Below are 13,149 nucleotides of genomic sequence, written 5' to 3'. Positions count from 1 at the left end.
TGCGTCATACAATCATTATCCCTGATCGATCGGCAGTGCGACGAAGCGGCTCTGATCGTTGCTCTGCAACTGCAGCAGCACAGCCTTACGTCCGGCCTTTGAAGCCTCGGCAATCGCCTTGTCGATATCCTTGGCGCTTTTCACAATCTGATTGTTAACCGAGACAATGATGTCACCGGAACGAATTCCACGATCGGACGCATCGCTATCAGGATCAACATTGGTGACAACCACGCCGTCGCCATCTTCTGATGGCGTAACCGTCAGGCCATAGGAGTCGAGCGATTCACCCTGTTCGGTATCACCACCACCAGTCTGGCTGTCCGCTTTGCCAAGATCCTGAGGCATGGCCGCAATCGTAATATCGATTTCTTCGGCCTTGTTCTTGCGCCAAACGGTCAGAGCAGCCTTCTCACCAGGGATGATATTGGCAACTTTACGGGCCAGATCGCGGGGATCCTGAACCGTTTCACCATTAACCGCAGTGATCACATCGCCGGACTTGATGCCCGCCTTTGCAGCAGGGCCATCCGCCTGAGGAGAAGCGACGAGCGCTCCCTTCTCTTCCGCTAGACCAAGCGATGCAGCAATATCCTTATTGACTGGCTGGATCTGAACACCAATCCAACCGCGCTCCACCGAGCCCTTCTTAATAAGCTGGTCAACAACCTGCTTTGCAGTCGATGCAGGAATTGCAAAAGCAATACCTACGCTACCACCTGAAGGGGAGAAGATCGCAGTGTTGATGCCAATGACTTCGCCCGACAGATCGAAAGCGGGGCCACCGGAGTTGCCTTTGTTAACAGCAGCATCAATCTGGATGAAATCGTCGTAAGGTCCTGCTCCGATATCACGACCACGAGCCGAAACGATACCGGATGTAACTGTACCGCCAAGACCGAAGGGATTGCCGACTGCAACGACCCAATCACCAACGCGGATCTTGCTGTCATCGCCGAGCTTCACATAAGTAAACTTGCGCTTTGCATCATCAATTTTCAGCACAGCAAGATCGGTGCGCGGATCAGTACCGATCAGCTTCGCATCGAGTTCTGTACCGTCGTCGAGAACAACGCTATAGGCATCGCCATCGGAAACAACGTGATTGTTGGTGACGAGATAACCATCTTCAGAGATGAAGAAGCCGGAGCCCTGAGCCACAGGACGCTCATGACCTGGACGTGGCTTGCCGCGATTGCCCGGACGGCGGTTATCCGGACGCGCATCGCCACGAGGTTCCATTCCAAAATCACGGAAGAAGCGCTTTAGAGGATGGCCATCAGGCAGCTGATCGAAGCCTGGAGGGGTACCCATTTGCTGGCCACGGCTATCGGCTTCCTGCACGTCTTTCTTGACGCGCACGCTAACGACTGCCGGACGCACTTTTTCAACCAGATCGGCAAAGCCAGCCTGTTGAACCGGAGTGACGCTAACTGCTTCGGCGCGGGCATTGTTCATCACGCCCATCGGGCCGGTTGCGACGAACGCACCGGCAAGCGCGGCTGACAGCGCTACGGCTGCAACACCCTTGCGATACTTTGAAGTTATATTCTTCGACATCTGTCTCTCCTTACGAGCAGCAATCCAGGACCAAGAATTCCCACCAAGGCAAATCTGGACCTGTAATCCTTTATAGAGCTCAAGATAGTTCGGACTACCTTACCGCTCAATTTCCGGAAGATGAAAGTTTTGTAAGGTTTGAGAAGAAAATCAGAGCAGAATAATGGCTTACTTATCGTCGAGAAGCCTCGAAAGCTCGGCTTTTTCTCGTTCCGACAGCGGTTTTTGGACTTCAGTCGCTGTATTGCGCCTGCGGAAGGCAATGACCAGAGCAATACCGCCAATCAAAAGAATCAGCACCGGGAAACCCCAAAGAAGTGCCGTCTGCGCATTGAACCGAGGCTTCAGCAAAACGAATTCGCCATACCGGTCCACGACGAAATCCATCACCTGCTTGTCAGAATCGCCGGAAGTCAGGCGCTCGCGCACAAGAATACGCAGGTCGCGCGCAAGCTCCGCATTGGAATCGTCAATCGATTCGTTCTGGCAGACCATGCATCGGAGTTCCGCCGATATTTGTCGTGCGCGCCTTTCCAGCTGCGGATCGGAAAGTACTTCATCCGGATTGACAGCCAGCGCGGCCGAACCGTTAAACACCAGCGACAATCCGAGAAAAAGCATGGAAAGACATTTGCCTATTCTCATGCCGTCGCCTCTGCTTCTTTCGATGCGACCTTGCGTGCCTTTGATGGAGCGCCAACACGCAAGCGGCGGTCCGCGAGAGAGAAGATCGCCCCTATCATCATGATCAGCGCGCCATACCAGATGAGCGTGACGTCTGGTTTCCACCAAACACGCACAACGATAGAACCATTGCCAGGTTCGTCACCCAGAGCCACATAAACCTGACTGAACCAAAGCGTCCGGATGCCTGATTCAGTCGTCGGCATTTGACGGGCCGGGAAAAATCGCTTGGAAGGCTCGATCACACCCAGGTTGCGATTTGACGAATCCAGAAGGGTAAACGTGCCGCGATTTTCCGTGAAGTTGGAACCGGTCAAAGGACGCAGTCCTTCAAAGCGCAGCGAATAATCTGCGACTTTTGTCGTCTCGCCCGGGCGCATCAGCAACACGCTTTCCGTACCATATGTCGTAACGCTTATGATGCCGAGCAACGTTACGCCAACGCCCATATGTGCAAGCGCTGTCCCGAAGACTGAACGTGGCAGCCCTTTAAAGCGCGGCAACACTTTGCTCGCGGGAACCTTACCAATACCTGCCTTCAACCAGAGGTCGGTCAGGCTACCCAGGATCAACCATACAGCAAGACCAATGCCGAGGGCTGCAAGCACGGAGTGCGCTTCGCTTCGCCAGATCACAATACCCACGGTAATCAATGACAATGCGAATGCTGTCATCAGTCTTTGTGCAACACCATAGAGATCCCCCCGCTTCCAGGCGAGCAGCGGACCAAAAGGTACGGCGAACAGCAGCGGAATCATCAGCGGCCCGAATGTCATGTTGAAAAATGGCGCCCCGACCGAAATCTTGTCACCGGTCAGGACTTCCAACAGCAACGGATAAAGCGTGCCGATAAGAACGGTCGCAGCGGCTGTCGTCAGGAAGAGATTGTTGAAAACCAGGGCACCTTCGCGCGAAATCGGCTGAAACAATCCACCCGACGAAAGGCTCTGAACACGCAGAGCGAAAAGCGACAGCGAACCACCGATAAAGATGGCGAGAATAGCCAGAATAAAAAGTCCGCGTCCCGGATCGGTCGCGAAACTATGCACAGATGTCAGCACGCCGGAGCGAACCAAAAAGGTGCCCAACAGCGAGAGTGAAAAGGTCAGGATCGCAAGTAGTACAGTCCAGATTTTGAGAGCCGAACGCTTTTCCATGACAATTGCAGAATGCAACAGCGCTGTTCCGACCAGCCATGGCATAAAAGATGCGTTTTCGACCGGATCCCAAAACCACCAGCCGCCCCAGCCGAGCTCATAGTAAGCCCAGTATGAGCCCATTGCGATGCCGCCGGTCAGGAACATCCAGGCCACCAATGCCCAAGGGCGAACCCAGCGCGCCCAGGCGGCATCGAGACGCCCTTCAATCAGAGCCGCCACGGCAAAGGAAAAGCAAACAGAGAAGCCGACATAACCGAGATAAAGCAACGGCGGATGGATCGCGAGACCGATATCCTGAAGGATCGGGTTCAGATCGCCGCCTTCAATCGGTGCAGGAATAATGCGCGTGAATGGATTGGATGTGAAAATGATGAAAGCCAGAAAGGCCGTTCCGATCCAACCCTGAACACCTAAAACATTCGCGCGGAGAGTTTCCGGCAAATTTCCGGAAAAAGCTGCAACCAGCGCACTGAAGAAGCTGAGAATCAGCACCCATAACAACATGGAGCCTTCATGATTGCCCCAAACGCCGGTGATCTTATACAGCATCGGCTTCTGCGAATGCGAGTTCTCAACCACGTTAAGGACAGAAAAGTCAGAGACGACATAGGCCAAGGTCAGCACTATGAAAGAGAATGCAATCAAAGCGAAGACTGCGAGCGCCGTTGGCACCGCAACGCCCATCAATTGCATGTCTCTACGGTGCGCACCAACGACTGGCGCGATAGACTGAACAACTGACAGAGCCAGCGCCAGAACAAGCGCGAAATGACCAATCTCGACATTCATAGGCTTTTTCCAGTTCCAATTCCGATTACTGGCCCGATTCCCATCATTTACCTTCCCACACGCCCTTCTTTTTCAGGCTGTCTGCGAGATCTTTAGGGACATAGTTTTCATCGTGCTTGGCCAGCACATTATCGGCACGAAACACGCCGTCAGGACCAAAGCGCCCTTCCGCGACAACACCCTGTCCTTCACGGAACAGATCGGGCGCAATCCCTTCGAAGACGACATTGACCGTTTTGATTGTGTCGGTGACAGTAAAGCGTAACTCGCTGCCCTCTCGCATCACAGAACCCTCTTCAACAAGGCCACCCAAACGAAACCGGGCACCCGAGGTGATTTCCTGTTCGGTCAAATCGGCAGGTGTTCGGAAAAATCGAATATCCTGATTAAAAGCCATGAGCATGAGGCCAACCGCGACAGCGAGAACAGCCAAAGCACCGCCGATCAACATCAGGCGCTTACGCTTTCGCTGACTAACCGTACGGGCAAAACTGCCTACCGGCTTCGCGTTGCGTCCATTGTTTTCTGCAGTCGCACTCATTGTGTTGCGCTCCCTGCTTTCAGACCCAGTTCTGCGGCAAAGCCTGTCAGCTCAGCCCGCTTTTCACCATCCAGCGCCTCAACCCCACGTTTTAACGCATCAAGTGCGTCATCCCGGCGATTAAGGATCATATAGGAGCGCACAAGACGCTTCCAGCCATCGATATCCCCGCCATTTTCGCGAAGACTTTCATCCAAACGTTGAACCATACCTTCAACCATGGCTTGGCGATCTTCAGGGCTCATGGAAGCGGCAGCATCGACATCCTCTGTGGTAGGACCGGCCGTTGGCGCTTGCGGAGCAACTCCACGAATACGTGCAATGGTCTCTTCAACCTGTTTGCGCCATGGAGCATCATCAGGCGCTTTATCGAGGACGGTCTGTAGTCTCTTTATTGCGCCGTCCGCATTGCCATCCTGCATCTCACCCTGGGCGAGATAATACTGCGGCCGGATGTCTTCAGGTTCCAGCAAGGCCGCTTTTTCAAACAAGCCTTCCGCCTCGGCAGTGATTGGTCCACCGGATACCGCGATCAAGGCTTCGCCCAAGCCAAGAATACGCTGGAAGTTTTCACCTTCAAGACGAATTGCAGAACGATAGGCATTGACTGCATCAGCACCACGGCCAATCCGCAGATATATGGGTGCCAATACATCCCACCCGCGAGCGTCGCCGGGGTTTTGTGCAAGATGCGCTTCGGCACGGGCAATCAGTTCATCAACTGAGCTATTCTGCGGACTATTCGCCAGACGCGCGGCCAGTGGCATTGACGGTGTGTCAGGCGCGCCGAAAAGTGGGTACACGCCCCAAGCGATCAACGGAACGGCCAGCACCGCTGCGAGAGCCAGCATGCGCCCGGATCGAGCTTTCCGTATATTGGCTACTGATTCCGCACTGGCTTTTTCGGCATTAAGAATGCGGCGGGAAATTTCGATACGAGCCTGTTCAGCACTGGGAGCGTCGATCATACCGCGTGCGGCATCCGCCTCAACCTCGCGCAACTGGTCGCGATACACTTCCAGATCGTTCTTTTCAGGGGGCAAAAATTCCTGCTTGTTCCGTGTCAGCGGCAACAAAACAGTCAATGTGGCTGCAAGGGTCAGCAGTGCGGCAGTCAACCAGAATTCCATGGCTGAGACTTAGTCTCAGCCGAGGTAAAAACCAACAGTAACCTGCCGGAAGTTACAGACTAGGGCAATTCGCCGCAAATGCCTGGAGCAATCAGTTCAGCGGCGTCCAGCTTCCATCCGTATTACGGCACGCAGTACCGCGTGCAGTTTGCAGTGAATCCGCGATGGTGAAGGTGTGCGTATATTGGCGACAATTCTGCGAACCCACCTGATAGGGCTGTGCCGCAGTGACATCGCCAGATGTCGACCCACTGCCACTCCACGAGACGGCTTTGCCAGCAGGCGAGTATTCAAGCGCTCGGTATTCTGCTTCCAGGGCCTTCTTACGGTCACCGGTAGTCAACTGCCCTGCCGAACTGCCCAAAAGGCCGTTGCCGAGCGGTGCCAGGAGATTCGGACGCGTTTCTGCCGATGACGATGACCCACCAAGCGAAGTCAGTCCCAAACCTTTTCCACCACCGGATGTCCCGCAGGCCGAAAGCACGAACGCCATTGAAGCGATCAGAAGAGGAGCAGAAAACCTTGATACCATTATCATAACAAACCGGCCTTCATAAAAAATGAGCATGCATACTATCGTAGGATGCAGCTAATAAGTCTTACCTTCTAGTTCGCCCCGTGGCAAAAACAACCATCAATCTTCAGTCAGCGGCAACACAACACGCACTTGAAGCCCGCCCAAGTTACTCTTGCCCAGATGCAAGGCGCCGCCATATTCACGCACCGTGTCCTGTACGATTGCCAACCCAAGCCCAGTGCCCGGCTTAGTCTCATCGACCCGATTACCACGTTTTAACGCTTGTTCGATCTTATCAGGAGCAAGGCCCGGGCCGTCATCCTCTATCAGAATCTCAAACTGGCGCTGTGCATCAGCGGCTGGTCGCAAAACGATCTCAATGTGTCTACGCCCCCATTTACCTGCGTTTTCGAGCAGATTACCGACAATCTCTTCCAGATCTTCTTTTTCGCCTGCGAAAACGGCGCCCGGGAGCACATTCCTGAATGTGATTCTGAAAGCAGGGTTAAGCTTCACAGTCACACGTTCCATCCGCTCAAGCACTGGAGTGACCTGAGTTCTGAATACGACGCTGTCTCGTTGCGCAGCGATGCGAGCTCGTTGCAGATAATGCTGTATCTGCACTTGCATGGCTTCGCTCTGTTCAAGTACAACCCGGCCCTGCTCGCCGCCCATTGCCCGTGCTTCATTGGTCAAGACTGAAAGAGGCGTCTTCAACGAGTGGGCAAGATTGCCGACCTGTGTGCGTGAACGCTCAACAATGCGGCGGTTGTTTTCAATCAGCGCATTCATCTCACTTGCAAGTGGTGCAATTTCAATAGGCAGCGATGTGTCGAGTTTCGCTGATCGCCCTTCGCGAATATCAGTCAAAGCCAGACGGACCTTATCGAGTGGACGCAAACCAAAGAGAATAATGCCTGCATTGATGAAGACACTGCCAAGTCCAAAAATCGCCAGATAAAGAGCAAGCTTGCTTCTGAAGGCATCGATTTCATTCATGACTTCACTCAGGTTCCCCATCACACGGAAGCGCGCAACGCGGTTATCATTATCGAGAACGACTTCCGTTTCGACAATGTAGAGTTCTTCGCCATTCAACCCCGGCAGCGTATAGCTGCGCATGAACGAACTGTCGAACGGCGCTTGATTTACCGGCAGATCAGGCACAATCCGCCCCGCAGTGGATAGCGATTGCAATTTGCCGTTGATGTTTGACGAAACGGGGTCAACAGACCAGTACCAACCGGAAAGTGGACTGGAATAGCGCAGTTCTCCAAGTTCAGGACGCCCTTGAAGAGTGCCGTCCGGCGATATACTGACTGCACCTACAAGACTGAACAAATGCGCTGTCAGAAGCCGCTCAAAATTGTTGCGTGCCGCATCGCCGTAAAGGGTGCTGATAAGAGTCGCCACAACGACAAGCGCCAGAATGACCCAGAGCGTCGAAAGAGTGACGACGCGTATCGCAAGAGAACGCAAAGGGGGGAAAATGCTAAAAAGCTTCAGTTCCCGCTCCCTTTCGTCTCATCCTGCCCTTCCGAGCGAATGCGATAACCCATGCCGCGCACAGTTTCGATGAGATCGACGCCCATCTTCTTGCGCAGACGTCCAACGAAAACTTCGATCGTGTTAGAATCACGGTCAAAGTCCTGATCGTAGAGATGCTCAACCAGTTCTGTCCGTGAAACAACCTCGTCCATGTGATGCATGAGGTAGGAGAGCAGACGATATTCGTGCGAAGTCAGCTTCAACGCAACGCCATCAACGCTGGCTTTTGACGTCTTGGTATCAAGGTGCAGCGAACCACAAACCAGTTCAGACGAAGCATGGCCAGCAGCTCGGCGGATCAATGCGCGCAAACGAGCCAGAACTTCTTCGATATGAAAAGGCTTAGCGACATAATCATCGGCACCCGCATCGATACCGGCAACTTTGTCACTCCAGCGATCACGGGCCGTCAGCATCAGAACCGGCATGGTCCGTCCGCTGCTTCGCCAGCGCTCGACCACACTGATGCCGTCCATTTGCGGAAGGCCAATATCGAGGATCACAGCGTCGTAGGGCTCGGTATCGCCCAGATGATGACCTTCTTCGCCGTCAAAAGCACTATCGACGACATAACCCGTGGCAACCATCGCATCCGAGAGTTGCCTGTTCAGGTCCTTGTCGTCTTCAACGATCAGGATACGCAAGTTTGAGGCTCCTCGCAGGGACGCATTACTGTGCGGGGACGGCTACTTCTACACGGCGCGGGCGTTCGCCATCACGGCCAGGTACAAGCACCACGACAACACACATGGCACGGCCATTCTGTGTGGTCGGTGTCGCCTTCGCCAACTGGCCGCCCTGTGAGGCAGCAACTTGTTCGCCAACCGCCGCACAATCGCCAGCAGCGGCAATCAGAAGATTAGACTTCTGGGGCGTTGCAAGTGGCAAGGCACCGGCACTGACCGGCAACAGACCAATGCTAACGGCCAGAAGCGCGAAAATTTTGAGAGCAGGGTTCTGTTTCATCATGTCCCTTATATAGCGCCTCTCAGCTGAACGATGCATGAACAATACGCCCTGCTTCTCGACACAAAGGAAATTAAGCTCATAAAATAGCCCCTCTCCCGCCTGCGAGACCGAAGCCATTCTAAACTGTTGTTTTCATGCATAATATTATCTGGAACATCCGTCAACATTCCGAGATCATATCGCTTTTCAAAACTTTGCTATCACGCTTTGTAAAATTATGAAATGCGCGAAGTTGCCCCTATGCGACCAAAAACAGCAATAAGGCCAGCGATAGCGGTCGCAAGTTGCAGGAGTAGATCAGTCAGAGCCCCCGGATCGACCGTATCGCTGATCAGGCCAAATGCACCCGCCAGCGATAAAAACAGCGCGACCAATCCTGCCCAGACTGTGCGAGAAAGATACCAGGGCTTGTCTTCGATCATGAAATTTCCCTTCTGAAGTTTATAGAACATTCGACATATCGAGCACGGTGAAATCACCCATGCCGGTTTTGGCACTCAACATTGCAACGCGGATTTGAAAGTCTGTGGTGCCCAATTCAGCAAGGAGCTCTGTGTTCGGGTAGATCCACGATGCAGTCTGAACTCTTACGCTCCGTACAAGCGTATCGGACTGCCAGACCTCCACCTGATAGGCCTCACGCTCCTCACCGAGTGGAATATCCTCACCCATCCAGCTATCGGCATCTAGCCGGCCGCGCCTGACCCAATGAACGGACAGATCGCCATTGCCAAGCCGCTTGCTCTTGAGATGTACGGGGCTCAGAGGCCTCAGCGCCTGCAAGCCACCTGCGGCTTTCACCGTGTCAAAAAACTCGTCTGAGAATGACTTGCCTGCGGCCCCTATGCGCCAGTTGAGCTCAAGCCCGATTTCAGATGATTGCAGGCCAATGCTCTGCACACCACCGTCAAGCAAGACAAACGGGGTCCCTACCGCCTTCTCGCTCAGGCTTGATATTTCCGTCCCAAGTTGTCCACGCAAAATTCTCGTCAATCGCCATCTGTTTTGTCCGATTTCCTCTGCCTCAAGAAACTGCAAAACTTCCCAGCGACCATCAGGGGATTTCAAAACTGCCGTGTTAGCCCCGTTCAGAATTTGGGCCAATGATCTCGATCCTAATTCGCCCGAATAAAGCACCAGCTCTATCACGCCATGATTGATCAAACGCCCACTCGGAGCACCCTTAAGAGGCGTTGTCAGCTCGCCCATAACAGCGCGTTCACCGATTAAACCGCGCTCTACAAAGCCATCCTCAGAGGGTGACGCGCAGGTCACCACGCCACGCCATGGTTTAGCATGACATGCAACGCGTAACTGACCGGCTGGATCTTCCGCGCTCGGCCAGAGCGGTAAATCAATGAGGTGAAACAGCGGCTTCATATCAGAGACCGGTGTTCCAGGCGGAAGCCGCGGTGTTTCACCATCGTCTCCAAACACGATATTCGGTGCAAGTGCTACGGCCTTAATGGTCCGCACTTCTCCGTCTTCCAAAGAGGACACGACGTAGTTACGGCCGCCGCCCAGCGCATCAAGCCTGACACGATCACCAACATGCAGTGCTGCGCCCGACCACGGTAGCGAGAAACTTGCTGTTCGCCGTTCAGCATAGCGGCGTGCCATCCAGCTTTCTGCAAGGGCAGTTGCCTGCCCCATTTCCATCGATCCGGAAATGCTCAGACTTTCTGTTCCCTGCCCTGTATCGCGGCGCACCGATGCACCCACCACCTGAAAGTCGCGTAGCGGATCATTACAGTATAGTTCGGCAACACAAGGCAGATCGCCCTGATCTTCGAGAACGAAACTCAACGCGTCGCCATCTGATGACTCGACCAGTATATGTGCCACATCAATCGCCGAAGCAGCACGCCCTATACTCCGGAACACGAAACGGCCCGCCTGCTCAAACCCATGCACGCCAAACACGTTCATGAGTGGCTCAAGCACACCACGCGCCGTTGATGGTTCAGAAATCACAAAGCCAGTCATATAGCCATCCGCCGCGCTACAATCCGCTTCAGGCAATCCAAAATCGGCCAGTATGGCCGCTATCAACTCATCAAGCGCAACTCCGCTGATACGCCCATTAAGCCAATGGCCGAGGCGCTAGTTCGGCGTATCTCCCCACACATCGCCTTTCAGCGGAAACTCCGGAAATGGCCGCGTATCCCAGGACCACAAATAAATGCGATCCATGTCCAGCATCGAGCCGCCATAGACAGACGAGACTGCATTATTTTCAGGCCAATGTCTGAAATGTGCCCGGAGGAACCGGTCCATGCCGATATCAGCGCGCGAACCGTTGGAAAAATAGGGTGTCGCATTTTCTGATGATTTCGGGTCGGGGAAGACATTGGGCTGGTTAGGCCCTTTGTCGACCGCCGGGCACCCAAGTTCAGTGAACCAGATTGGCTTGGATTGGGGCGCCCAGGCAGTGGGGCTCGGTGCTTCCGTCCCATTAATGCGATTATAATGCTGATTGCTTCACCACGCGCGAATGTCCTTGTAACGATAGACCCATGGCTTGCCTGCAAGCCCATCGCTGATCGGAGTTCGTACGCGCGCGGCTCGATGTTCATTCGTCGCGTAATACCAATCGAAGCCCTCGCCTGTTTCTATGCTGGCTGTCAGGCCTTCAAGATCGTAAGGCGATTCAAACTCATCAGGATTACCGCCAACAAAATCGCTATCCCGCCAATCGGCAAGCGGCATATAATTGTCGATGCCAATCGCATCTATCGCAGGATGGCACCACAGCGGATCGAGATTGAAAAACAGATCAGCCGTTCCATCCTGAGCCTGATAGCCAAAATATTCAGTCCAGTCGGCGCCGTAGGTTATGCGGCAGGCACTTCCCAGCTTTTGTCGCATTTCAGCGGCAAGCGAACAGAGATGCGTGACAAATGGAAAGTTTTCGCGGCTGTCACGGATACTGGTGAGACCCCGAAGTTCTGAACCAAGCAAAAAGGCATCGACGCCACCGGCCTGCTTTGCCAGATTTGCACAATGATTCAGGAAACGCCTGTAACCCCATGTTCCATTAATGAAAGCCGAGACCTGATTTCCAGCCTCAACCGTCTTATCGGGTGAGCTATCCATTCCAATTGCTGGATGGCAGGTAATGCGCCCGCGCCATGGATAAACGGACTGCCCAACACCGCCATAAGGCGATGGCAACTGATTATCGGCGGGCACGTCCATCATGATGAACGGATAAAGCGTTACCTTAAGGCCGCGCGCTTTGGCATCTCGGATAGCATCGATTACGCTTTGGTCGGAAGGTGTGCCGCCATAAGCAGCGCCTTCACCACTGGTCGAAATAAGATGTGCATCGGCACGCGTGACATTCTCAACTTTCCAGGTCTGGCTCGACGATAAGGAACTTTGATGTGTAACGCCTGGGCGAATGCTGCACGTCCCGGCCCTCAGGTCATTGCCAAACCACGGCAAGACAATTGCCACATGACGGAGGCTCGGGCAAAGCATCTGCAACTCATCCATGGCAACCGTCCAGTCGCTGCGACCGCGCTTTGCATTGCGATTGAGTGTGCGATTTTCACCCGGAAACGGCCGGTCACTGACCGGGCCTGGCGACAGGCCAAATTCGGTGGACCCCGGAATGAGCGCCACAGCACGAACGCCCTGCGCGAGCTTACCGACTGGTCGCATGACCTCGAACTGAAATTGCGGCAGACGATTACCGTACACATCAAGCGGAATACGTTCAAACACGACATAGGCGGTGCCGCGATAAGCAGGCGCATTGCCTGTTCCCTGCTTGGCTTCGATCAGCGGATCGGCCTGTTGTTCCTGCGTGCCCAGATAGATACGCATATCAACTTCGGTGAGATCAAGCTCCTGACCGTCTGCCCAGACCCGGCGTATGCCTGCAATCTCGCCTTCCGCAACCGCATAAGCGGCATTGCCAAAATAGCTATAGGTTGTCACCTTCGGACCACCCTTGCCGCCTTGACGTTCGGTGGTTTTCTTTTCCTCAAACCGCGTTGCCCAGATCAACGTGCCTGAAAGCCGTGCCGTGCCATAGACGAAAGGAAGTGCCGCGCCTTCTTCCGCTGTCGCCATCCGGCCGCTATTGAGGCGCGCGCCCTCCATATGACGGGTCGAGTTGATGATTGCCGTATCGACGGCGTAGCCACCCATTGCACCAAGTCCGGCACCGATGGCCGCCCCGACAGGGCCAAAAATGCCACCGACGGCAGCGCCGACCGCTTGCAGAACGATAGTCGCCATTGC

At 54.2% G+C, this 13,149-nt stretch carries 10 protein-coding genes and 1 pseudogene; all 11 read right to left on the bottom strand.

What is annotated here, in order from left to right:
• Positions 1–15: 15 nt before the first annotated feature.
• Positions 16–1,560: a Do family serine endopeptidase gene (locus tag CEV32_RS21655; RefSeq protein ID WP_094579125.1), complete on the bottom strand. Its 1,545-nt coding sequence runs from the start codon at positions 1,558–1,560 to the stop codon at positions 16–18.
• 168 nt (positions 1,561–1,728) lie between these two features.
• Positions 1,729–2,205, bottom strand: a complete 477-nt coding sequence (locus tag CEV32_RS21650) for a cytochrome c-type biogenesis protein (RefSeq protein ID WP_094579124.1) — start codon at positions 2,203–2,205, stop codon at positions 1,729–1,731.
• Positions 2,202–4,193, bottom strand: coding sequence for a heme lyase CcmF/NrfE family subunit (locus tag CEV32_RS21645; protein WP_094579123.1), 1,992 nt, complete (start codon positions 4,191–4,193; stop codon positions 2,202–2,204). The genes CEV32_RS21650 and CEV32_RS21645 overlap by 4 nt, the downstream gene beginning before the upstream one ends.
• 43 nt (positions 4,194–4,236) lie before the next feature.
• On the bottom strand, positions 4,237–4,734 hold the full coding sequence (ccmE, locus tag CEV32_RS21640) for a cytochrome c maturation protein CcmE (protein ID WP_094579122.1): 498 nt from the start codon (positions 4,732–4,734) through the stop codon (positions 4,237–4,239).
• Complete coding sequence (gene ccmI / locus CEV32_RS21635; RefSeq protein ID WP_094579121.1) at positions 4,731–5,864, bottom strand: c-type cytochrome biogenesis protein CcmI; 1,134 nt, start codon at positions 5,862–5,864, stop codon at positions 4,731–4,733. The genes ccmE and ccmI overlap by 4 nt, the downstream gene beginning before the upstream one ends.
• A 91-nt stretch (positions 5,865–5,955) precedes the next feature.
• Positions 5,956–6,402: a hypothetical protein gene (locus CEV32_RS21630; RefSeq protein WP_094579216.1), complete on the bottom strand. Its 447-nt coding sequence runs from the start codon at positions 6,400–6,402 to the stop codon at positions 5,956–5,958.
• Between the two features lie 96 nt (positions 6,403–6,498).
• Positions 6,499–7,809 carry an ATP-binding protein gene (locus CEV32_RS21625; protein ID WP_094579215.1) on the bottom strand — a complete coding sequence of 437 codons (1,311 nt, stop codon included), beginning with the start codon at positions 7,807–7,809 and terminating at the stop codon, positions 6,499–6,501.
• 74 nt (positions 7,810–7,883) lie between these two features.
• Positions 7,884–8,573 carry a response regulator transcription factor gene (locus CEV32_RS21620; RefSeq protein ID WP_094579120.1) on the bottom strand — a complete coding sequence of 230 codons (690 nt, stop codon included), beginning with the start codon at positions 8,571–8,573 and terminating at the stop codon, positions 7,884–7,886.
• A gap of 25 nt (positions 8,574–8,598) precedes the next feature.
• Positions 8,599–8,895 (bottom strand): hypothetical protein, encoded by a 297-nt coding sequence (locus CEV32_RS21615; RefSeq protein WP_094579214.1) that lies wholly within the window; start codon positions 8,893–8,895, stop codon positions 8,599–8,601.
• 218 nt (positions 8,896–9,113) lie between these two features.
• Positions 9,114–9,320 (bottom strand): hypothetical protein, encoded by a 207-nt coding sequence (locus CEV32_RS21610; protein ID WP_094579119.1) that lies wholly within the window; start codon positions 9,318–9,320, stop codon positions 9,114–9,116.
• 19 nt (positions 9,321–9,339) lie between these two features.
• Positions 9,340–13,146, bottom strand: a pseudogene (locus CEV32_RS21605) (baseplate multidomain protein megatron).
• Positions 13,147–13,149 lie beyond the last annotated feature (3 nt).

It is taken from the genome of Brucella rhizosphaerae (assembly GCF_002252475.1).
Classification (GTDB): Bacteria; Pseudomonadota; Alphaproteobacteria; order Rhizobiales; family Rhizobiaceae; genus Brucella; species Brucella rhizosphaerae.
Note: the sequence above shows the minus strand (reverse complement) of the source record. Positions and strands in the feature narration are given on the sequence as shown.

Bases quoted from the DNA above. Each gene is read 5' to 3' on its own strand.
- CEV32_RS21655 (WP_094579125.1), bottom strand. From the start codon at position 1,560: ATGTCGAAGAATATAACTTCAAAGTATCGCAAGGGTGTTGCAGCCGTA.
- CEV32_RS21650 (WP_094579124.1), bottom strand. From the start codon at position 2,205: ATGAGAATAGGCAAATGTCTTTCCATGCTTTTTCTCGGATTGTCGCTG.
- CEV32_RS21645 (WP_094579123.1), bottom strand. From the start codon at position 4,193: ATGAATGTCGAGATTGGTCATTTCGCGCTTGTTCTGGCGCTGGCTCTG.
- ccmE (WP_094579122.1), bottom strand. From the start codon at position 4,734: ATGAGTGCGACTGCAGAAAACAATGGACGCAACGCGAAGCCGGTAGGC.
- ccmI (WP_094579121.1), bottom strand. From the start codon at position 5,864: ATGGAATTCTGGTTGACTGCCGCACTGCTGACCCTTGCAGCCACATTG.
- CEV32_RS21630 (WP_094579216.1), bottom strand. From the start codon at position 6,402: ATGATAATGGTATCAAGGTTTTCTGCTCCTCTTCTGATCGCTTCAATG.
- CEV32_RS21615 (WP_094579214.1), bottom strand. From the start codon at position 8,895: ATGAAACAGAACCCTGCTCTCAAAATTTTCGCGCTTCTGGCCGTTAGC.
- CEV32_RS21610 (WP_094579119.1), bottom strand. From the start codon at position 9,320: ATGATCGAAGACAAGCCCTGGTATCTTTCTCGCACAGTCTGGGCAGGA.